Below are 21,024 nucleotides of genomic sequence, written 5' to 3' on the forward strand. Positions count from 1 at the left end.
CGGGGGCTTGTCGTCAGACAGGGATCTTGGCTTACTCCTGTCCGAAAATCCCAACGGAATCGGGGATTTGTGGTGTTACTCACCACTCACCCGTTCGGGTGGACAATGCTCCGTTCGAGCCACCGTCAGGTCCCCGGCGTAGCCCCGGACCTGGGGCTACATGCTTCCCGGCGACCCGTTCAGCGGTGCGTCGCGCAACTCGGGAGCCCCGGAAAACGAGTCGGATGTACACCGGTCGGCGGTACGTCGTTCGGACCGTTTCAACTCCGGTCCGAACGACGCGTGTCGGCGCCCGGCGGCACCGGCCCGCACGGGCGTCCCGCTCAGCCCCCGCCGTCCGGCGGGAGCGCGACGCGGGCGGCCCGGCGCTCGCCGTCGAGCACCCGCAGCGCCCGTGCCAGCGTGTCCCCGTGCAGCTCCGTCTCGCCCCGTTGGTGCATCAGGGTGAGCGCGTCCCGCAGCTGTGCCGCCTTGCGCACCAGGGCCTGTGCGGCGCGCAGCCCGCCGTAGGTGTCCCCGGACCGGGCCGGGTTGATGCGGCCGAGCAGGTCGGCCGCCTCCAGATAACGGTCGATCAGCTCGCCCTCGGCCCGGGTCAGGGCGGGCAGCGGTGGCAGTTCCGGCAGCACGGGCGGCTCACCTCGCGTCCGGTGCGCCGAGCGCGCCCCGGCGGCCGGGCACGACGGCGTCCACCAGGCCGTAAGCGAGTGCCCCGGGGGCGTCCAGGATCAGGTCACGCTCCAGGTCGTCGTGGACCCGTGCGGCCGTGCGCCCCGTATGCCGGACGAGCATCTCCTCCAGCGTCGCGCGGACCCGGACCAGCTCCTCGGCCCGCGCGGCCAGGTCGCCGGGCCGTCCGCGCACCGGTTCGGGCAGCGAGGGCTGTTCGAGCACGACGCGGGCGCCGGGCAGCGCGAACCGCTTGCCGGGGGCGCCGGCCGCGAGCAGTACCGCGGCCGAGGAGGCGGCCTGCCCCAGGCAGTAGGTCGCCACGTCGCAGCCGACGTACCGCATCGTGTCGTATATCGCCGCCATGGCGTCGAAGGAGCCGCCGGGCGAGTTGACGTACAGCGCGATGTCCCGGTCCGGAGCCGCGTGTTCCAGGTACATGAGCTGGGCCGTCACATCGCTCGCCGCCGCGCTGTCGACCGGAGTGCCGAGGAAGACGATCCGTTCCTCGAAGAGCCTCGCGTACGGATCCAGGGTGCGGACGGCGCCGCCGGTGCGCTCGCTGAACTCGGGCAGCACGTGCCGGGCGGACGGTCGGGACAGGGACATGGACATGCGCCTCCTCGGGACGAGGCCCCCATGGGCTCGACTTTTGTACAGAATGTACAGGACGTACCTCACGTACGATGGGGTCATGGCCTACGAGATTCCGGTGACGCAAGCCAGGGCTGAACTCGCCGACCTGATCAACCGGGTGGTGTACGGCGGTGAGCGGGTCGTCGTGACCCGGCATGGCAAGCCGCTGGTCGCGCTGGTCTCGGCGGCCGACCTGGAGCGGCTCGACGCGCTGGACGCGCCGGACGGGCAGGGCGAGGAGCGGATCGTCAGCTCGGTGTCCGGGGTGCGCGAGGCCGGTTCCGCGCCGCGCGAGCGGCAGCGCTTCGGCATCGCGGCGGAGCACCGCCGGCCGGACCCGTCCTGAGCCGCTCGCCGGCCGTCCGCGGACCGTCCGCCGACGGTTCGTCTCTGCGGGAGCCCATCGCCTGGTCACGGACGGATCAAAGCCTGGTTAACGTCGTTGAAACTCCGGCGTTCTAGCCTGCCGATCCACGTCACCAGGGGTTTTTCTGCCCGGATTCACGACGATCCGGGGATTTGTCTGTGTGTTACACCTATCCCCGTCGCGGTGGCTGCGGCAGCCGGACCCCGCACGGTCCGGAGCGAGGACTGTGAGGTGGGACGTGCAACTGACCCCGCACGAGCAAGAGAGGCTGCTGATCCACGTGGCGGCCGACGTGGCCGAGCGACGCCGGGCCCGCGGGCTCAGGCTCAACCATCCGGAAGCGGTCGCCCTCATCACGTCGCACATCCTCGAGGGCGCGCGCGACGGCCGCACGGTCGCGGAGCTGATGTCGTCCGGTCGCAAGATCCTCACGAGGGTCGACGTCATGGACGGGGTCGCCGAGATGATCCACGACGTCCAGGTGGAGGCCACCTTCCCGGACGGCACCAAGCTCGTCACCGTCCACGAGCCGATCATCTGAGGGGGCCGCGATGATTCCCGGAGAGATCCTGTTCGCGGACGACCCCGTCCACTTCAACGAGGGCCGCGAGGTCACCCGTCTGACGGTCCTCAACGCCGCCGACCGGCCGGTCCAGGTCGGCTCGCACTACCACTTCGCCGAGGCCAACCCCGGTCTGGAGTTCGACCGTGCCGCCGCTCGCGGCAAGCGCCTGAACGTCGCCGCCGGTACCGCCGTCCGCTTCGAGCCCGGCATCCCCGTGGAGGTCGCCCTGGTACCGCTGCGCGGCGCCCGGATCGTGCCGGGGCTGCGCGGGGAGACCGGAGGGGCCCTCGATGCCTGAGATCTCCCGCCCCGCCTACGCCGACCTCTTCGGCCCCACCACCGGCGACCGCATCCGGCTCGCCGACACCGACCTGGTGATCGAGATCGAGGAGGACCGCTCCGGCGGCCCCGGCGGCTCCGGCGACGAGGCGGTCTTCGGTGGTGGCAAGGTCGTCCGCGAGTCCATGGGCCAGTCCCGCGCCACCCGGGCCGAGGGCACCCCCGACACCGTCATCACCGGCGCCGTCGTCGTCGACCACTGGGGCATCGTCAAGGCCGACGTCGGCATCCGCGACGGCCGGATCACCGCCCTCGGCAAGGCCGGCAACCCCGACACCATGGACGGCGTCCACCCCGACCTGGTCATCGGCCCCGAGACGGAGATCATCGCGGGCAACGGGCGCATCCTGACCGCCGGCGCCATCGACGCCCACGTCCACTTCATCTGCCCCCAGGTCGCCGACGAGGCGCTGGCCTCCGGCATCACCACCCTGGTCGGCGGCGGCACCGGCCCCGCCGAGGGCTCCAAGGCGACCACCGTCACCCCGGGCCCCTGGCACCTGGCCCGCATGCTGGAGGCGATGGAGGCCTACCCGGTCAATGTCGGCTTCCTCGGCAAGGGCAACACCGTCAGCCACGAGGCGATGCTCTCCCAGATCCGCGGCGGCGCCGTCGGCCTGAAACTGCACGAGGACTGGGGCTCCACACCCGCCGTGATCGACGCCGCGCTCACCGTCGCGGACCGGACCGGCATCCAGGTCGCCATCCACACCGACACCCTGAACGAGGCCGGCTTCGTCGGCGACACCCTCGCCGCGATCGCGGGCCGGGGCATCCACTCGTACCACACCGAGGGTGCCGGCGGCGGGCACGCCCCGGACATCATGACCGTGGTCTCGCAGTCCAACGTGCTGCCCAGCTCCACCAACCCGACCCGGCCCTTCACCGTCAACACCGCCGAGGAACACCTCGACATGCTGATGGTCTGTCACCACCTCAACCCGGCCGTCCCCGAGGACCTGGCGTTCGCCGAGTCCCGGATCAGGCCGTCCACCATCGGCGCGGAGGACATCCTCCACGACCTCGGCGCCATCTCGATCATCTCCTCCGACTCCCAGGCCATGGGCCGCGTCGGCGAGGTGATCCTGCGCACCTGGCAGACCGCCCACGTCATGAAGCGCCGGCGGGGCGCGCTGCCCGGCGACGGCCGTGCCGACAACCACCGGGTACGGCGCTACGTCGCCAAGTACACGATCAACCCGGCGCTCGCCCAGGGCCTCGCCGCCGAGACCGGCTCCGTCGAGCCCGGCAAGCTCGCCGACCTGGTGCTGTGGGAACCGGCGTTCTTCGGGGTCAAGCCGCTCCTCGTGGTCAAGGGCGGCCAGATCGCCTACGCCCAGATGGGTGACGCCAACGCCTCCATCCCCACCCCGCAGCCGATCCTGCCCCGCCCGATGTACGGCGCGATCGGCCGCGCCCCGGCCGCCAACTCGGTCAACTTCGTGAGTGCGCTGGCGATCGAGGACGGGCTCCCGGAGCGGCTGGGGCTCGGCAAGCGGTTCACGGCGATCGAGTCCACGCGCGCGGTCACCAAGGCCGACATGCGCGAGAACGACGCCCGGCCGGACGTCCGGATCGACCCCGACAGCTTCGCCGTGCACATCGACGGCGAACTGGTCGAGGCGACCCCGGCCGCCGAGCTGCCGATGGCCCAGCGCTACTTCCTCTTCTGAGGGGGCCCGATGACACGAGCCGCACTGCTCGTCCTGGCCGACGGCCGCTTCCCCGCCGGAGGGCACGCGCACTCCGGCGGGGCGGAGGCCGCCGTCAAGGCGGGCCGTATCACCGACACCCACAGCCTCGAGGAGTTCTGCCGGGGCCGGCTGCACACCGCGGGACTGGTCGCGGGCGCGCTCGCGGCAGCCGCCGTCCTGGGCGCGGACCCGGGGGATCTGGACGCGGCGGCGGACGCCCGCACGCCGTCCCCGGCCCTGCGGGCCGCCGCGCGGCGCCTGGGCCGGCAACTGCTGCGGGCCGCCCGGGCGGCCTGGCCGTCGGCCGAACTCGACGCACTGGCACGGCGGTTCCCCAAGGGCGCCCATCAGCCGGTGGTGCTCGGCCTGGCCGCCCGCGCGGCCGGACTCGCACCGGGCGACGCGGCCCACTGCGCCGCCTACGAGAGCGTCAGCGGACCGGCGACGGCCACCGTGCGGCTGCTCAGCCTCGATCCGTTCGACGCGACCGGCGTACTGGCCCGGCTGGCACCGGAACTGGACCGGGTCGCGGACGCGGCCGTGGAGGCCGCGCGCAGGACGGCCACCGAGGGCGTCGACGCCCTGCCGGCGGCCTCCGCGCCGCTGCTGGAGGTCATGGCCGAAGCCCATGCCGCCTGGCCGGTACGGCTCTTCGCTTCCTGACCGCGCCCACCCACGCAGCCGTCCACCCGTCCACCCGGGCACTCGCCAACGCGCGCAGCCGTTCACCCGCGCACCCGCTCCTCCGTCCACTCGACCGCTCTCACCAGGAGCGGCCCTCACCGGCGGCCGACCACTCGCACCAGGAGCGGCCCCCGGCAACGGGCCGCTCACCCAAGGAGCCCCCATGCATCTCGACCACACCCACCCCGCCCCCGCCGCCGTCAGCGCGGACGCCCACCGCCCCGACGGGACACGCCGGGCCCTGCGCATCGGGCTCGGCGGGCCCGTCGGGTCCGGCAAGACCGCCACCGTCGCCGCCCTCTGCCGGGCCCTGCGCGACGAGCTGTCCCTCGCCGTCGTCACCAACGACATCTACACCCGGGAGGACGCCGAGTTCCTGCTCCGGGAGGCCGTGCTGCCGCCCGAGCGGATCACCGCCGTGGAGACGGGAGCCTGCCCGCATACCGCCATCCGCGACGACATCTCCGCCAATCTCGAAGCGGTCGAGGACCTGGAGGACGCGGTCGGTCCGCTGGACCTGATCCTCGTCGAGTCCGGCGGTGACAACCTCACCGCCACCTTCTCCAAGGGGCTCGTGGACGCCCAGATCTTCGTGATCGACGTGGCCGGCGGCGACGACATCCCGCGCAAGGGCGGCCCCGGTGTCACCACCGCCGACCTGCTCGTCGTCAACAAGACCGACCTCGCCCCGTACGTCGGCTCCGACCTCGCCCGGATGGCCGCCGACGCCAAGGCGCAGCGGGCCGAACTCCCGGTCGTACTCCAGTCGCTGCGCGGCGGGTCCGGCGTCGCCGAGGTGGCCGCGTGGGTGCGCGGGCGGCTCGCCGCGTGGGCGGCGTGACCGTCACCGGGATCCGGGCGCGCGCCCGGATCACCGCCCGCGCCGACGGCCGCGGCGGTACGGCACTGCCGGACCTGGACGGCGAGGGCCCGCTGGCGCCGCGCCGCACCCGGTCGGCCGGGACCGAGGCGAAGGTCGTGCTCGTCGGCGCGATGAGCGGACCGCTGGGCGGCGACCGCTTCACCCTGTCCGCCCGGGTGGAGGAGGGCGCCCGGCTGCACGTCGGCTCGGCCGCCGCCACCATCGCCCTGCCGGGCCAGGCCGGCGGCGAGGCACGGTACGACGTACGGCTCGACGTGGCCGACGGCGCCGAACTGCGCTGGCTGCCCGAGCAGCTGATCTCCGCCGACGGCAGCGACCTGTGCGTCACCACGCGGGCCGAACTCGACGCCGGTGCCCGCCTCGTGCTGCGTGAGGAGCAGGTGCTGGGCCGGGCCGGCGAGCAGCCCGGACGGCTCACCAGCCGGCTGACCGTACGGGTCGCCGGGCGGACCGTCCTGGACCAGCAACTGTCCTGCGGCCCCGGCGCGCCGGGCGGCTGGGACGGCCCGGCGACCCTGGCCGGACACCGGGCGGTCGGACAACTCGTCGTGGTGCGGCCGGAGTTCGCCGAACGCCCGGTCGCGGCGCAGGCCCTGGGGGAGCACGCCGCGTTGATGCCGCTGGCCGGTCCGGCCGTCCTCGTCAGCGCCGTCGCCCCGGACGCGCTGCGCCTGCGCGGGCTCCTGGACGAGGCGCTGGACCGGCTCGACGGGTGCGCGGCCCGCACGGGCGCGGGACGGAGTGTCGCGCTCAGCGGGACATGATCGTCCGGTTATCGGATTGGTAAAGAAGGGCGGTCACCCCTGTTCTCAGCGGGCTCACAGCGGAGACGATCCCCGCCTGAACATCCGCAGTTGAGGCACGGGAGGGGCCCCACTTGAGGGAGAACAGACCGAAGAGACGCCTGTTGGCGCTCGGTTCCGCCGGAGTACTCGTCACCGCCACCCTGGTCGCCGGCGCGGTGTCCGCGCCCACCGCCGGCGCCGCGTCCCGGCCCGGACCGGACCGGGAGGCCAAGGGCGCCGGGATCGCCGCCGCCCGGGCCGCCGAGGAAGGCATCCACTGGCAGGACTGTCCGGCCGACTGGGGGCTGGCCAAGCCCATCCAGTGCGGCTGGGTCAGTGTGCCATTGGACTACGCCCACCCCTACGGCAAGCAGATCAAGATCGCCGTGGACCGCGTCGGCAACACCGGCACGCCGCAGGAGCGCCAGGGCGCGCTCCTCTACAACCCGGGCGGCCCCGGCGGCTCCGGCCTGCGCTTCCCGGCCCGGGTCACCAACAAGAACCCCGTCTGGGTGAACGTCGCCAAGGCCTACGACTTCGTCGGCTTCGAGCCGCGCGGCGTCGGTCACTCCGCCCCCATCTCCTGCGTCGACCCGCAGGAGTTCGTCAAGGCGCCGAAGATGGACCCGGTGCCCGACAGCGAGGCCGACAAGACCGCGCAGCGCAAGCTCGCCCGCGAGTACGCCGAGGGCTGCGCCGAGCGCAGCGGCCGGATGCTGCCGCACATGACCACGCCGAACACCGCCCGCGACCTGGACGTCATCCGGGCCGCGCTGGGCGAGAAGCAGCTCAACTATCTCGGTGTCTCCTACGGCACCTACCTCGGCGCCGTCTACGGCACCCTCTTCCCGGGCCACCTGCGCCGCATGGTCGTGGACAGCGTGACCAACCCCTCCCGTGAGAAGGTCTGGTACCAGGCCAACCTGGACCAGGACGTCGCCTTCGAGGGCCGCTGGAAGGACTGGCAGGACTGGGTCGCCGCCAACGACGCCGCCTTCCACCTCGGCACCACCCGTGCCGCCGTCCAGTCCCAGTGGCTCAAGCTGCGCGCCACGGCGAAGCGGCAGCCGATCGGCGGGGTCGTCGGCCCGGCCGAGCTGCTCGCCTTCTTCCAGAGCGCGCCGTACTACGACTCGTCCTGGGTGCCGGTCGCCACGGTCTTCGGCAAGTACGTCGCCGGCGACACCCAGGCGCTGATCGACGCGGCGGCCCCCGACCTGTCCGACACCGCGGGCAACATCTCCTCGGAGAACTCCAACGCCGTCTACACGGCCGTCGAGTGCACCGACGCCAAGTGGCCCACCAGCTGGCAGCGCTGGGACCGGGACAACACCCGGCTGCACCGCGACTACCCGTTTTTGACCTGGTCCAACGCCTGGATGAACCTGCCGTGCGCCACCTGGCCGGCCAAGCAGCGGACCCCGGTCGAGGTCACCACCCACCGTGGCCTGCCGAAGGTGCTGATCGTGCAGTCCACGCGGGACGCCGCCACCCCGTACGGCGGCGCCGTCGAGTTGCACAAGCGCTTCAAGGGCTCCCGGCTGATCACCGAGCGGGACGCGGGCTCCCACGGCGTGACCGGCCTGGTCAACCCCTGCGTCAACCAGCGCGTCGACGCCTATCTGCTGCACGGCACGCTGGACGGCGCGGACGTGACCTGCGCCCCGCACGCCACGCCCAAGCCGTGACGGCACCGGCACGGTGACCAGGGGCGGCCGGGACTCCCGGCCGCCCCTCGGCCGTGCCGGGCGTACCCGGGTCGCGGTATGGGGTGCCCCCGGCCGAAGACCGGGGGAGCGCCGTGCCGGGCGTACTCGCCCGACCCGGACTGATCCGAACAAATCCCCTAGACACCGTGGCGGTGCCCGGTGCGGGTCTTCCGCGCCCGGCGGAGGTCAGTCGAGCGACGCCGGTGGGAACCCGCGCTCCCGCGCGCCCGGCCGGCCTGCCGTTCCTTGACGACGGCCGCGTACTCGTCGACGTACTCCTGCCCGGACAGGGAGAGGATCACGTAGATGATCTCGTCGGTGACCGCCCGCAGGACGGCCTTCTCGTGCTCCATGCCCGCGTAGCGGGAGAAGTCGAGGGGCTCGCCGAAGCGGATGGTCACCGGGCGGATCCGGGGCACGACCCGGCCGGGCGGCTGGGCCTCGAACGTGCCGATCATCGCGCAGGGCACCACCGGGACGCCCGCCGTCAGGGCCATCACGGCGACCCCGACCTTGCCCTTGTACAGCCGGCCGTCGTGCGAACGCGTGCCCTCCGGGTAGATGCCGAGCAACTCGCCCCGGCGCAGCACCTCCAGGCCCTCACGGATCGCGGCCTGCCCCGCCTCCTTCCCGGAGCGGTCCACCGGGATCTGCCCGGCGCTGCGGAAGAAGAACGCGGTGAGCCGGCCCTTCACCCCGCCACCGGTGAAGTACTCCGCCTTGGCGAGGAAGGTGATGCGGCGCCTGAGGATCGCCGGCATCAGGAAGTGGTCGGAGAAGGACAGGTGGTTGCCGGCGACGATCGCCGGGCCCGCCGCGGGCACGTGCCCCAGTCCTTCGATCCGGGGCCGGAAGACCAGCCTGAGCAGCGGTCCCAGCAGCACGTACTTGAGCAGGTGGTAGAACACGGCTCGACCTCACTCCGTCAGGCCGGCGGCGGACCGGCGGCTGTCCGGCCCACGGGCCGAACGACCGGCCCGCGCGCCCCTGCCCTCATCTGGTGCCCCGTTCCACCGGACCGGTACCCGGCCGCCCCCCACCGTCACCCCGCCGGAACCGCCCAGCGGCCACGATCCGGCCCCCGGGTGGGCACCGGGGTGGTGTGGCACCCGCCCCGTTGCCGTAGGAGGGGGCCGGGAGGGTGGGATCCCGGGGGCGCGCCCGCGTCGGTGGGGCCGCTCCGCGCGCTGTGCGGTCGCCCCCGTACGATGGCCCCGATGCGCACCACGGGACAGCACCTCCGGCGACCGCTCCGGCGGCACCGCGCGCTGTCCGTGCTGGCGCTGCTGATCGGGCTGCTGGGCATGCACGCCCTGGCCCCGGGGGGCGGCGCGGGCCACGCGGAGCACCCGCGCGGCACGCACATGGCGGTGGTGCTCGACGCCGTCGACGACTGCCCCGGCCCAGACGGCCACTGCGGTGGCCACCGGCTGCACCACGCCGACCCCGGCTGCGCCTCGGGCGCGGTGGACGGCGGACCGCGGCTGCCCGCACCGGTACCCGACCCGGTGACCCCTCCGGCGCCGGTCCGCCGCCCGGTCGACGGGCCGGCCACCGCGCCGGACGGCGCCCGCGCCCCGCCCGACCTCGCCGAACTCCAACTCCTGCGGATCTAGAGGCCGCGACCGGCCGCGTCCGCCCTGCCGTGCGCAGGGGGCGCGACCGTGCGCACGCGTGCCCGAAATCCCCTCAGTTCGACAGGAGTCACCAGCATGACCAGCCGTACCCTGACGCGCCGTGCCGCCCTCGGCGCCGTCGCCCTGACCTCCGCCCTCGTCCTGACCGCCTGCGGCGGTGACGGCGACGGTGGCGCCGGTGCCCACGGCGGCCATGGCGCCTCCGCCACGCCGGACGCGTCGGCCGGCGCGCACAACGCCCAGGACGTCGCCTTCGCCCAGGGCATGATCCCGCACCACCAGCAGGCCCTGGAGATGGCGCGGCTCGCCGACGGCCGGGCCTCCTCGGCGCGGGTGAAGGACCTCGCCGCCCGCATCGAGAAGGCGCAGGACCCGGAGATCCGCACCATGACCGGCTGGCTGAAGTCCTGGGGCGAGGACGCCCCCATGGCCGGCATGGATCATTCGCAGCACTCCGGTATGTCCGGCATGGCCGGGATGATGAGCGAGGCCGACATGACCGCCCTGAAGAAGGCCGGCGGCAAGGACTTCGACACCCGGTTCCTGTCCCTGATGGTCCAGCACCACCAGGGCGCCGTCGAGATGGCCGCCACCGAGAAGCGGAAGGGCCGCAGCGGCGCCGCCAAGAGGATGGCGGACGCCATCGTCACCGCGCAGAACGCCGAGATCCGGGAGATGAAGGGACTGCTCGGGACGGGCTGACGGCACGGCGGGCGGGGGCCGGTACGCCATCGGCCCCCGCCCGCCCGGTCTCAGGCCAGCACCTTCTCCAGGGCCGCCAGCGCCGACCGCAGCTCCGGCGCCGTGATGGTCAGCGGCGGCGCGATCCGGATCGTCGAGCCGTGGGTGTCCTTGACCAGGACGCCCTCGCGCATCAGACGCTCACTGATCGCGCGGCCGGTACCGAGGGCCGGGTCGACGTCCACGCCGGCCCACAGCCCGCGCGCGCGGAACCCGGTCACGCCCCGGCCGATCAGCTCGGTCAGCCCGTCCCGCAGGACCACCCCCAGCTCGGCAGCCCGGCGCTGGAACCCACCGGTCTCCAGCAGCTCGACCACGGCCGTGCCGACCGCCGCGGCGAGCGGGTTGCCGCCGAACGTCGAGCCGTGCTCGCCCGGGTGCAGCACGCCCAGCACCTCGCGCCGGGCCACCACCGCCGACACCGGGACGATGCCGCCGCCCAGCGCCTTGCCGAGCAGCAGCACGTCCGGGACGACGTCCTCGTGCTCGACGGCGAGGGTGCGGCCGGTGCGGCCGAGGCCCGACTGGATCTCGTCCGCGATGAACAGGCAGCCCGCGCGCCGGGTCAACTCCCGCACCCCGGCGAGATAGCCGTCGTCCGGGATGATCACGCCCGCCTCGCCCTGGACGGGTTCGAGCAGCACGGCGGCCGTGGTCTCGTCGACCGCCGTCTCCAGCGCGGCCAGGTCGTTGTACGGCACGACCCGGAAACCGGGCGTGAAGGGGCCGAAGCCGGCGCGGGCCGTCTCGTCCGTGGAGAAGCTGACGATGGTCGTCGTACGGCCGTGGAAGTTCTCCGCCGCGACCACGATCGTCGCCCGGTCGGCCGGGACGCCCTTCACGTCGTACGCCCACTTGCGGGCCACCTTGACACCGCTCTCCACCGCCTCCGCGCCGGTGTTCATCGGCAGCACCGTGTCCAGGCCGGTCAGCTCCGCGAGCCGTTCGGCGAACTCGGCCAGCCGGTCGTTGTGGAAGGCGCGGGAGGTGAGCGTGAGCCGGTCCAGCTGGCGGTGGGCCGCCTCGATCAGCGCCGGGTGGCGGTGGCCGAAGTTGAGGGCCGAGTAGCCCGCCAGCATGTCGAGGTAGCGGTTGCCCTCGACGTCCTCCACCCAGGTGCCCTCGGCCCGGGCCACGACCACGGGCAGCGGGTGGTAGTTGTGCGCGAGGACCGGCTCCTCCGCACGGATCAGCTCGTCGGACGTACGGGTGCGCGCGGGTGCGGTCATCAGCGGATCTCCTGGGTGCAGCACTTGATGCCACCGCCGGCCTTGTGGAACTCCGACAGGTCGACGGGGACGGGGACATAGCCGTGGCCGGCGAGGCGCTCGGCGAGCGCCTCGGCCCTGGGCGCGATGAAGACGTTGCGGCCGTCGGAGACGGAGTTCAGGCCGAACGCCAGCGCGTCCTCGCGGGTGGCGAGCACCGCGTCCGGGTACAGCCGCCTGAGCACCTCCCGGCTGCCCGCCGAGAACGCCTCCGGGAAGTAGCAGACGTTGTCGTCGTCGAGGACGAACAGCGCCGTGTCCAGGTGGTAGAAGTACGGGTCCACGAGTGTCAGCCCGATCACCGGGTGGCCCAGGAACTCCTGTGCCTCCCGGTGCGCCTCGCGGGTGGTGCGGAACCCGGAGCCGGCGAGCACGTACCGGCCCGTCCACACGAGGTCGCCCTCTCCCTCGGTCACCGATCCGGGGCGGTGCACGGCGTACCCCGCCGTCTGGAACCAGGTGTCGTAGTGCGCCGACTCCGGGCGCCGCTCGGGAGCGTGGAACAGGGAGCCGAGGACCCGGCCGCCGACCACGAAGGCCGCGTTGGCGGCGAACACCATGTCCGGCAGGCCGGGGACCGGCTCGACGGCGTCGACGGTATGGCCGTGGGCCCGGTAGGCGCGGATCAGCGACTGCCACTGCTCCTGGGCCAGGTCCACGTCGACGGGCCGGTCGGGGTGCATCCAGGGGTTGATCGCGTACTGCACGGCGAAGTGTCTGGGCTCGCAGACGAGGAAGCGCCGGGTACGCGGCACACGCACGTCGGACACAGAGGGTTTCCTCCGGTTTCCTGTGTGTCACTGAGGGATGTCACCACGGTAGGAAGGGAGGAATACGGACGACAAGCGAGAAAGGCTGCGCGGACGCGCAGCTTCGCTGCGTTCTCTCCGCGCGCCGCGCAGGACCGCTGCGCGCCGCCGGGCCGGTCACTCGGGTGCCACGTGGGTGGCGCCCGCCTCCGGGCTCTCCGGGAGCAGATGGGACAGCACCATCACGCTGATCGTCTTGCGGATGAACGGCTCGGCGCGGATCCGCTCCAGCACCTCCTCGAAGTGCTCCACGTCCCGGGCCCGCACGTGCAGCAGCGCGTCGGCGCCGCCGGTCACCGTCATGGCCGCCGCGATCTCCGGATGGTTGCGGACCACCTCCGCCAGCCGCCGGGGCGGGGCCGCGCCCTCGCAGTACACCTCGACGTACGCCTCCGTGCGCCAGCCCAGGGCCGAGGGCTTGACCGTCGCCGTGAACCCGGTGATCACCCCGGTCTCCCGCAGCCGGTCCACGCGCCGCTTGACCGCCGTGGCGGACAGCCCGATCACCGCGCCGATCTCGGCGAAGCTGGTCCGGGAGTTCGCCATGAGCGCGGTGATGATCTTGCCGTCGAGGTCGTCGAAGGACGCAGCCCTGCTGTTCATGCGGGCACTGTAATCAGCCAGGCCCGCGCCGGCGGTCCTACGACTGGGTGACGACGAGGGCGAGGGTGAGCAGCCCCAGCACCACCCAGCCGAACCACAGCCAGCCGTTGCTGCCCAGGGCGACCGTGTAGGCCGTCACCAGGACGAGCCCGCCGACGGTCATCGCCCCCATCGCCTTGGTGGAACCGTTCGTGGAACCGGGCATCGCGGCACCCTCCTCATGGTCCGTCCATGACCATGGTGCCCCGGATTCCGCCCGGAAGGGATACGGCGGACGGGATACGGCGGCCGGGACAGCCCGGACGCGACCGGCCGCGCTCAGCCCTCGCGCGCGCTCAGCGAGGCGAGGTAGGCGTTGTACGCCTCCAGCTCCTTGTCACCGTCCCGGTCGGCGGCCCGGTCCTTGCGCTTGGCCTGCCGCTGCTCGGAGCCGTACCACTGGAACAGCAGCGCGATGAGCACCAGCACCGAGGGGATCTCGCTGAACGCCCAGGCGATGCCGCCCGCCGCGCTCTGGTCGGACAACGCGTCGATGCCGAGCGAGGCCGGCGGGTTCTCGAAGGTCTTCACCATCGGCGTCGACGCCATCATCAGCGCGATGCCGAAGAACGCGTGGAACGGCATGCCAGCGAACAGCTCCAGCATGCGCATCAGGTGGCCCGGCCGGTGCGGGCCCGGGTCGACACCGATGATCGGCCAGAAGAACACCACACCGACCGCGAGGAAGTGCACCATCATCGCGATGTGCCCGGCCTTCGAGCCCATCAGGAAGTCGAACAGCGGGGAGAAGTACAGGGCGTACAGGCTCGCGATGAACAGCGGGATGGTGAACGCCGGGTGGGTGATGATCCGCATGTACCGGCTGTGCAGCAGCATCAGCAGCAGCTCACGGGGGCCCTTGCGGCCCTTGCCGGCGGTCGGCAGGGCGCGCAGCGCCAGTGTCACCGGGGCGCCCAGCAGGATCAGGATCGGCGACAGCATGCTGATCACCATGTGCTGCACCATGTGCACGCTGAACATGACCATGCCGTAGTCGTTCAGCCTGGTGCACATCACCAGCACGATGGTGAGCACGCCGACGACGTACGACACCGTACGCGTCACCGGCCACGCGTCACCGCGCCGCCGCAGCCGTACGACGCCCCAGCCGTAGAGAGCCAGCCCGGCCAGACAGGCGACCAGGAAGAAGGGGTCCGCCGACCACTCGAGCCCTCGCCCCAGCGTGAACGGCGGCAGATCCATGGTCATGCCGTGCCCGCTGTGATCCATCCGCCGGCTCCTGATTCATGGGGGTTGTGCGAGTTGTCCGCCCCCAAGAGTAGAACCGCCCCCGGTCGTCTCCGCGACCGGGGGCAGCCGTGCCGTCCGAGGGGCGCTACAGCACGCACTCCGCCTCGTCGTACCGCTCCGCGGGCACCGTCTTCAGCGTCTCCACGGCCTCCGCCAGCGACACCGTCACGATGTCCGTGCCGCGCAGCGCCGTCATCCGGCCGAACTCGCCCCGGTGCACCGCCTCCACCGCGTGCCAGCCGAACCGGGTCGCCAGCACCCGGTCGTACGCCGTCGGCGTGCCGCCCCGCTGCACATGCCCGAGGATCACCGGCCGGGCCTCCTTGCCGAGCCGGTGCTCCAGCTCGACCGAGAGCTGCCGCGCGATCCCCGCGAAGCGCTCGTGCCCGTAGACGTCCTTGCCGCCCTCGTCGAACTCCATGGTGTCGGGCCGGGGCTTGGCCCCCTCGGCGGCCACGACGATGGCGAACCGCTTGCCCGCCTCGAACCGCTCGCCGACCTTCTTCGCCAACTCCTCGATGTCGAAAGGCCGCTCGGGCACGACGACGGCGTGGGCGCCGGCCGCCATGCCGGAGTGCAGCGCGATCCAGCCGGTGTGCCGGCCCATGACCTCCACGATGAGGACGCGCTGGTGGGACTCGGCGGTGGTCTTCAGCCGGTCCAGCGCCTCGGTGGCCACGGTGACGGCCGTGTCGAAGCCGAAGGTGACGTCGGTGACGGCGATGTCGTTGTCGATGGTCTTGGGCACGCCCACGATGGGCAGCCCGTTGTCCGACAGCAGCCGGGCCGCCTTCAGGGTACCCTCACCGCCGATCGGGATGATCGCGTCGAGACCCAGTTCCGCGACATGGCCCCTGGCCCGCTCCACCCCGTCCCGCAGGTGCTCCGGACGGACCCGGGAGGAGCCGAGGATGGTGCCGCCGCGGGCCAGGATGCCGGCCACGGCGTCGAGGTCGAGCTTCAGGTAGTCGCACTCCAGGAGGCCCCGCCAGCCGTCCCGGAAACCGATGACCTCGTCGCCGTGGTCGGCGACGGCACGGTGCACGACGGACCGGATGACGGCGTTCAGGCCGGGGCAGTCGCCGCCGGACGTGAGGACACCAATGCGCATAGCCCGTAATACCTTCTCAACGTGGGCCGGGTATACCGGACCACGTTGTCCGGCGGATTCCCGGCCACCCTACCGGCGGGAGGGCGTTGCTCCGTAGCGGGCGTCCGCCTGCTGGACGCGCCCGCACATGTGAGCGGACGGCCCGTCAGGCGGGCCCGCCGGGAGTCCGCCGGAGCACGCCGGGATCCCGCTGGAGGACGGTTACGCGGGCTGCTCGGCGGAGGCGATGCGCTCGTCGCGCAGCGCCTCGTACCAGCGGTCGTCGATCGGCGGCAGCGCGTTCACGTCGAGCGCCAGCTTCAGCAGCAGGTCGGCGATGAGCGGGTTGCGGGCGAGGACGGGCCCGTGCATGTACGTACCGAAGACGGTGCCGTTGTACGCGCCCTCCGTGCCGTCCCCGGTGCCGTTGCCCTTGCCGATCTTCACCTGGGCGAGGGGGCGGGCGGTGGGGCCGAGGTGGGTGACGCCCTGGTGGTTCTCGAAGCCGGTCAGCTGGGGCAGGCCGAGCTGCGGGTCGATGTCCGCCAGCACGTCGCCGACGCACCGCTCGCCCTCGCCGCGCACCGACACCACGTCGAGCAGGCCGAGGCCGGGCTCGCGCTGGCCGAGGTCGTTGATGAACTCATGGCCGAGGATCTGGTAGCCGGCGCACACGGAGAAGACGATCGCGCCGTTCTCCACCGCCCGGTGCAGGTGCCCGTCCCGGCGCAGCCGCTCGGCGGCGAGCCGCTGCGGACGGTCCTCGCCGCCGCCGATCAGGTAGATGTCGCCGGAGGTCGGGATCGGCTGGTCGCTGCGCACGTCGAGCCGGGCCACGTCCAGGCCGCGCTGCCGGGCCCGCCGCTCCACGACGAGGGCGTTGCCCTGGTCGCCGTAGGTGCTCAGCAGGTCCGGGTAGATCCACACCAGCCGCAGTTGGTTGTCGCTCATGAGGTGGTCGCCCTTCGAAGATCAGTTGCCGACGCGGCGGCGCAGGTCCTGGAACGCGGTGTAGTTCGCGATGACCTCGATCCGGCCCGGCGGGCACATCTGCACGGCCTGGTCGAGGTTGTCGCACACCTGGAAGTGCTGGTTCGCCACCTCCAGGCGGACGGCGAGGTCCAGCTTCCGGTCGCCGATGACGAAGATCGGGTGGCCGGTCAGCCGCGTGTAGTCGACGTCCCACAGCCAGGAGGTGTCGGTGCCGTCTGCCGAACGGGCGTTCACGGACAGGATCACCGGGGCCGGCGGCGGGTCGATCAGGGAGAACGTCTCCAGCCAGCCGGCCGGGTTCTTGGCCAGCAGCAGCCTGAGGTCCCGGTCCTGGAACTGGACCACGTCGTACCGGCCGGCCACCGCCTGCACCTGGTACATCCGCTCCAGGGCGACCTGCGGCGGCACGCCGAAGACGGCGGCGACGGCCGCGGAGCTGGCCGCGTTCGCCTTGTTGGCGCGGCCCGGCAGCTGGAGGTGGATCGGCCAGGCGGAACCGTGCGGGTCGAGCACGTGGTCACCGGAGAGGGCCCAGCTCGGCGTGGGCCGGCGGAAACCGCACTGGCCGCAGTACCAGTCGTCGCCGGGGCGCTGCATCACGCCACCGCACGACGGGCAGGACCAGGCGTCCTCCTGCCACATCTGCCCGGCCGCGACCCAGATCACATTCGCCGAGGAGGACGCGGCCCAGACCACCAGCGGGTCGTCGCAGTTGGCGACGACGACCGCCTTGGAGCCGGCCAGGCCCTCACGCCAGTTCTCGGCGAGCATGCGCGTCTCGGCGGCGCGGTCCAGCTGGTCACGGGAGAGGTTCAGCAGGGCGATGCACTTGGGGTCGGTGTCCCGGGCCACTCCGGCCAGGTACTTCTCGTCGACCTCGATGACGCCGAACTTCGCGTCCGAGCCGCCCGCCAGCGCCGAGGTGATACCGGCCGGCATGTTGGCGCCGAGCGCGTTCGACACGACCGGGCCCGCGGCGCGCAGCGCCTCGGCGATGAGCCGGGTGGTGGTGGTCTTGCCGTTGGTGGCGGACACCAGGACGACGTCCAGGTTCTGGGCCAGCCGCGCGAGCAGGTCGGGGTCGAGTCTCAGCGCGACCCGGCCACCGATCACCGACCCGCTGCCGCGCCCCGCGGCGCGCGAAGCCGCAGCGACCGCCTTGCCCGCGGTCACGGCCAGCTTGGCCCGTGGCGAGAGCGGGTCCGAGTTGCCTGCCATCAGTTCTCGATCCTCCTTGCGTACGCGCCGCGCCTGTGGCCATCCGGCAGCGTGGTGTGAACCTCAGCCTATCGAGATCCATTCCCGCACCCGAATCCCGGCCCACGCCTGACGTGGCGGGCATGGGCTGAAAGGAACCGTACCCTTGCCGCCATGCGACACGGTTCCATCCCGGGCGCCCGCGGGCGCGTCCGGCCCCTCACCCTGCTCGGTGCCGCGGCACTGCGCGAGCCCTGCCGGGACGTCACCGACTTCGGCCCCGGTCTGGCGGCCCTCGTGGAGGACCTGTTCGCCACGATGTACGCGGCGCGCGGGGTGGGTCTGGCGGCGAACCAGATCGGGGTCGGTCTCAGGGTGTTCGTGTACGACTGCCCGGACGACGAGGACGTGCGCCACCTCGGCCATGTGGTCAACCCCCGCCTGGTCGAGGCGGACGGGGTCGTGATCAGGGGTCCGGAGGGCTGTCTGTCCCTGCCGGGCCTGGAGGCGGGGACGGAGCGGTACGACCACGCGGTGGTCGAGGGCCGCACGGTGACGGGGGAGCCGGTCACCGTGCACGGCACCGGCTTCTTCGCCCGCTGTCTGCAACACGAGTGCGACCACCTGGAGGGCCGGGTCTACGCGGACCGCCTCACGGGGTGGCGCCGGCGCAGGCTGGACAGGCGGATAGGGCGGGCCGCGTGGTACCGGTGAGGGGGCGGGCCCGGGGGAAGGCGGAGCGTCAGAACCCGGGGCCGCCCACCCGGTCCCCGGCGGCGGCGAGCCGGCCCCACAGCAGGTCCGCGAGGGAGCGCACCAGCTCGGCGCGGGAGCAGGGGCGTTCGCCGAGCCACCAGTCCCCGGCGGCGTGCATCATCCCGACGATGCCGTGCCCCCACACCCGGGCCAGCTGCTGGCTCCCCGGCCCGAGGTCCACCCGCTCCTCGATGACCTGGGCCAGTTCCTCGCCCATCCGCCGCAGCAGCGGTGCGGAGTGCTTGCCGACGTCGAAGCCCTGGTCGCCGCCCTGGCCGCCCTCGGCCGGGTGCATCAGGAACCGGTACACCTGGGGACGCGCCTCGATCGCGGCGAGGTAGGTCCCCAGCGTGGACTCGACCCGCTCCCGCCGGTCGGCGGGAGCGTCCAGCGCGGCCCGCAGCGAGTCGAGGAGGGCGTCGGTGTGCCGCTTGGCCAAGGCCGCGTAAAGGCCGCCCTTGTCGCCGAAGTGCCGGTACAGGATCGGCTTCGTGATACCCGCTTCCGCCGCGATCGCGTTCATCGACGCCTGCGGGCCGTCGCGCAGCACCACCCGGTCGGCGGCCTCCAGCAACTCCCGCCGTCGGCGGTCGGCGGACCGTTGCTGGTCGGTCCGCTGTGTGGTGTCCATGTGCTCTCCCCACCCGTGCTGATTCGGTGACGCTTGCGCAAACTAACACTGACCGGGCCCCTGACATCGAACGGGATGCCGAGGCGACAGCGGCGGTTGACTTTTCCTACCGGTCGGTAACAGACTCCTGTTACCGCTAGTAGCATTTGTACTGCCGCGCTGGAGGGGACATGGCCGAGTTCACCATGGAGCTGAACGACGAACAGAGGGAAGTCCGGGACTGGCTCCATGGCTTCGCCGCCGACGTGATCCGCCCGGCGGCGGCGGAGTGGGACGAGCGCGAGGAGACCCCCTGGCCCGTCATCCAGGAGGCCGCGAAGGTCGGCATCTACTCCCTCGACTTCTACGCGCAGCAGTACTTCGACCCCACCGGCCTCGGCATCCCGATGGCCATGGAGGAGCTGTTCTGGGGCGACGCGGGCATCGCCCTGTCCATCGTGGGCACCGGCCTCGCCGCCGTCGGCGTGCTCGCCAACGGGACCGAGGAGCAGATCGGCACCTGGATCCCGCAGATGTACGGCGACCAGAACGACGTCAAGGTCGCCGCGTTCTGCTCCTCCGAGCCCGACGCCGGCTCCGACGTCGCCTCCATGCGTACACGGGCCGTGTACGACGAGGCCACGGACGAGTGGGTGATCAACGGTACGAAGACCTGGGCGACCAACGGCGGTATCGCCAATGTCCATGTGGTCGTCGCCGTCGTCGACCCGGAGCTGGGCTCCAAGGGCCACGCCTCCTTCATCGTCCCGCCGGGGACGGCCGGGCTGTCCCAGGGGCAGAAGTTCAAGAAGCACGGCATCCGCGCCTCGCACACCGCCGAGGTCATCCTCGACGGCGTCCGCGTCCCCGGCTCCTGCCTGCTCGGCGGCAAGGAGAAGCTGGACGAGCGGCTCGCCCGGGCCCGGGAGAAGGCGAAGGCCGGCGGCGGGGAGCGGGTGAAGAACGCGGCGATGGCCACGTTCGAGGCGTCCCGGCCGGCCGTGGGCGCGATGGCCGTCGGCACCGCCCGGGCCGCCTACGAGGTCGCCCTCGACTACGCCCGCACCCGGGAGCAGTTCGGGCGGCCCATCATCGACAACCAGGGCGTGGCCTTCCAACTGGCCGACATGCGGACCCGGATCGACGCCGCCCGTCTGCTGGTCTGGCGCGCCTCGTGGATGGCGGTCAACGGCAAGCAGTTCACCGCCGCCGAGGGGTCGATGTCGAAGCTGTTCGCCAGCGAGACCGCCAAGGAGGTGACCGCGCAGGCCATCCAGATCCTGGGCGGCAACGGCTACACGCGCGAGTACCCGGTGGAGCGGATGCACCGGGACGCCGCGATCTACACCATCTTCGAGGGCACGAGCGAGATCCAGCGGCTCGTCATCGCCCGCACCCTGGCCGGGATGCCGATCCGGTAGGCGGCTCCCGCCCGCCCCCGGACGGGACCTCGCGCCCGCGCCGCGGGGCCGCACCCCGGGTGCGGCCCCCAAGGCACCCAAGGCATCAGCCGGCCCCCCTGCCCCGGCGTCATGGACCGTGCGGCCCCGCCCCGGCGCTGTGGACCCTGTGCCCCGCCCGGGCGTCATGGACCCCGCGACCCCGCCCTCCGCGGGGCGGGCGGCCGGCTCAGGACGCGAGGCCGGACCGCCGCAGGGCCGCCGCGTCGGACGGCCCGCGCCGCGACAGCCAGCGCGCG

The 21,024-nt window shown here is 72.7% G+C and carries 24 protein-coding genes; 12 read left to right on the top strand and 12 right to left on the bottom strand.

Annotated features, from left to right (window positions below):
- Positions 1-323: 323 nt before the first annotated feature.
- Positions 324-629 carry a hypothetical protein gene (locus IF37_RS0125080; RefSeq protein ID WP_030746732.1) on the bottom strand — a complete coding sequence of 102 codons (306 nt, stop codon included), beginning with the start codon at positions 627-629 and terminating at the stop codon, positions 324-326.
- Between the two features lie 7 nt (positions 630-636).
- Positions 637-1,272, bottom strand: coding sequence for an ATP-dependent Clp protease proteolytic subunit (locus IF37_RS0125085; RefSeq protein WP_030746735.1), 636 nt, complete (start codon positions 1,270-1,272; stop codon positions 637-639).
- 91 nt (positions 1,273-1,363) lie between these two features.
- Between IF37_RS0125085 and IF37_RS0125090 the strand changes: the two genes are divergently transcribed.
- The 8 genes from IF37_RS0125090 (at position 1,364) to IF37_RS0125125 (ending at position 8,310) form a co-directional block, all read left to right on the top strand.
- Entirely contained in the window at positions 1,364-1,651 is a 288-nt protein-coding gene (locus tag IF37_RS0125090) for a type II toxin-antitoxin system Phd/YefM family antitoxin (RefSeq protein ID WP_030746737.1), read from the top strand.
- 259 nt (positions 1,652-1,910) lie between these two features.
- Entirely contained in the window at positions 1,911-2,213 is a 303-nt protein-coding gene (locus IF37_RS0125095) for an urease subunit gamma (protein WP_030746748.1), read from the top strand.
- 10 nt (positions 2,214-2,223) lie between these two features.
- Positions 2,224-2,535 carry an urease subunit beta gene (locus IF37_RS0125100; protein ID WP_030746751.1) on the top strand — a complete coding sequence of 104 codons (312 nt, stop codon included), beginning with the start codon at positions 2,224-2,226 and terminating at the stop codon, positions 2,533-2,535.
- Positions 2,528-4,249, top strand: coding sequence for an urease subunit alpha (locus IF37_RS0125105; protein ID WP_030746755.1), 1,722 nt, complete (start codon positions 2,528-2,530; stop codon positions 4,247-4,249). The genes IF37_RS0125100 and IF37_RS0125105 overlap by 8 nt, the downstream gene beginning before the upstream one ends.
- A gap of 9 nt (positions 4,250-4,258) precedes the next feature.
- A complete protein-coding gene (locus IF37_RS0125110; RefSeq protein ID WP_030746758.1) occupies positions 4,259-4,933 on the top strand; it encodes an urease accessory protein UreF in 675 nt (224 codons plus the stop codon).
- Between the two features lie 184 nt (positions 4,934-5,117).
- The gene (ureG, locus tag IF37_RS0125115; RefSeq protein ID WP_030746766.1) at positions 5,118-5,795 is read left to right on the top strand and encodes an urease accessory protein UreG; all 678 of its coding nucleotides are present in this window, start codon (positions 5,118-5,120) and stop codon (positions 5,793-5,795) included.
- Positions 5,792-6,601 (top strand): urease accessory protein UreD, encoded by an 810-nt coding sequence (locus IF37_RS0125120; RefSeq protein WP_052845363.1) that lies wholly within the window; start codon positions 5,792-5,794, stop codon positions 6,599-6,601. Before ureG ends, IF37_RS0125120 begins: the two co-directional genes overlap by 4 nt.
- 113 nt (positions 6,602-6,714) lie before the next feature.
- Positions 6,715-8,310, top strand: a complete 1,596-nt coding sequence (locus tag IF37_RS0125125) for an alpha/beta hydrolase (RefSeq protein WP_030746771.1) — start codon at positions 6,715-6,717, stop codon at positions 8,308-8,310.
- A 158-nt stretch (positions 8,311-8,468) separates the two neighbouring features.
- On the opposite strand, the gene IF37_RS0125130 is transcribed toward IF37_RS0125125, so the two are convergent.
- Positions 8,469-9,239 (bottom strand): 1-acyl-sn-glycerol-3-phosphate acyltransferase, encoded by a 771-nt coding sequence (locus tag IF37_RS0125130; protein ID WP_052845361.1) that lies wholly within the window; start codon positions 9,237-9,239, stop codon positions 8,469-8,471.
- A gap of 309 nt (positions 9,240-9,548) precedes the next feature.
- Here IF37_RS0125130 and IF37_RS0125135 point away from each other — a divergent pair, with 309 nt between their 5' ends.
- Together IF37_RS0125135 and IF37_RS0125140 are read left to right on the top strand one after the other, a co-directional pair.
- A complete protein-coding gene (locus tag IF37_RS0125135) occupies positions 9,549-9,947 on the top strand; it encodes a DUF6153 family protein (RefSeq protein ID WP_030746775.1) in 399 nt (132 codons plus the stop codon).
- A 96-nt stretch (positions 9,948-10,043) separates the two neighbouring features.
- Positions 10,044-10,670, top strand: coding sequence for a DUF305 domain-containing protein (locus tag IF37_RS0125140; RefSeq protein WP_030746778.1), 627 nt, complete (start codon positions 10,044-10,046; stop codon positions 10,668-10,670).
- 50 nt (positions 10,671-10,720) lie between these two features.
- Here the strand turns inward: IF37_RS0125140 and rocD are convergent, their stop codons facing one another.
- From rocD to IF37_RS0125180, 8 genes are all read right to left on the bottom strand, one after another.
- Positions 10,721-11,938, bottom strand: a complete 1,218-nt coding sequence (rocD, locus tag IF37_RS0125145) for an ornithine--oxo-acid transaminase (RefSeq protein ID WP_030746780.1) — start codon at positions 11,936-11,938, stop codon at positions 10,721-10,723.
- Positions 11,938-12,747, bottom strand: a complete 810-nt coding sequence (ddaH, locus tag IF37_RS0125150; RefSeq protein ID WP_030746783.1) for a dimethylargininase — start codon at positions 12,745-12,747, stop codon at positions 11,938-11,940. Before ddaH ends, rocD begins: the two co-directional genes overlap by 1 nt.
- A 156-nt stretch (positions 12,748-12,903) precedes the next feature.
- Positions 12,904-13,389 (bottom strand): Lrp/AsnC family transcriptional regulator, encoded by a 486-nt coding sequence (locus IF37_RS0125155; RefSeq protein WP_030746786.1) that lies wholly within the window; start codon positions 13,387-13,389, stop codon positions 12,904-12,906.
- A gap of 37 nt (positions 13,390-13,426) precedes the next feature.
- On the bottom strand, positions 13,427-13,594 hold the full coding sequence (locus tag IF37_RS43805) for a hypothetical protein (RefSeq protein ID WP_030746788.1): 168 nt from the start codon (positions 13,592-13,594) through the stop codon (positions 13,427-13,429).
- Between the two features lie 113 nt (positions 13,595-13,707).
- Entirely contained in the window at positions 13,708-14,658 is a 951-nt protein-coding gene (locus tag IF37_RS0125165) for a cytochrome c oxidase assembly protein (RefSeq protein WP_030746791.1), read from the bottom strand.
- A 106-nt stretch (positions 14,659-14,764) separates the two neighbouring features.
- Positions 14,765-15,790 (bottom strand): 6-phosphofructokinase, encoded by a 1,026-nt coding sequence (locus IF37_RS0125170; protein ID WP_030746794.1) that lies wholly within the window; start codon positions 15,788-15,790, stop codon positions 14,765-14,767.
- A 201-nt stretch (positions 15,791-15,991) separates the two neighbouring features.
- Entirely contained in the window at positions 15,992-16,720 is a 729-nt protein-coding gene (locus tag IF37_RS0125175; protein WP_030746797.1) for a type 1 glutamine amidotransferase, read from the bottom strand.
- Between the two features lie 21 nt (positions 16,721-16,741).
- Positions 16,742-17,980 (bottom strand): MurT ligase domain-containing protein, encoded by a 1,239-nt coding sequence (locus tag IF37_RS0125180; protein WP_030746800.1) that lies wholly within the window; start codon positions 17,978-17,980, stop codon positions 16,742-16,744.
- Positions 17,981-18,133: 153 nt separating this feature from the next.
- On the opposite strand from IF37_RS0125180, the gene def reads away from it, so the two are divergent.
- Complete coding sequence (gene def, locus IF37_RS0125185; protein WP_030746803.1) at positions 18,134-18,673, top strand: peptide deformylase; 540 nt, start codon at positions 18,134-18,136, stop codon at positions 18,671-18,673.
- Between the two features lie 28 nt (positions 18,674-18,701).
- On the opposite strand, the gene IF37_RS0125190 is transcribed toward def, so the two are convergent.
- Positions 18,702-19,346, bottom strand: a complete 645-nt coding sequence (locus IF37_RS0125190) for a TetR family transcriptional regulator (RefSeq protein ID WP_030746806.1) — start codon at positions 19,344-19,346, stop codon at positions 18,702-18,704.
- A 170-nt stretch (positions 19,347-19,516) separates the two neighbouring features.
- Between IF37_RS0125190 and IF37_RS0125195 the strand changes: the two genes are divergently transcribed.
- Complete coding sequence (locus tag IF37_RS0125195; protein ID WP_030746810.1) at positions 19,517-20,746, top strand: acyl-CoA dehydrogenase family protein; 1,230 nt, start codon at positions 19,517-19,519, stop codon at positions 20,744-20,746.
- Positions 20,747-21,024 lie beyond the last annotated feature (278 nt).

Source organism: Streptomyces sp. NRRL S-31 (assembly GCF_000718775.1).
GTDB lineage: Bacteria > Actinomycetota > Actinomycetes > Streptomycetales > Streptomycetaceae > Streptomyces.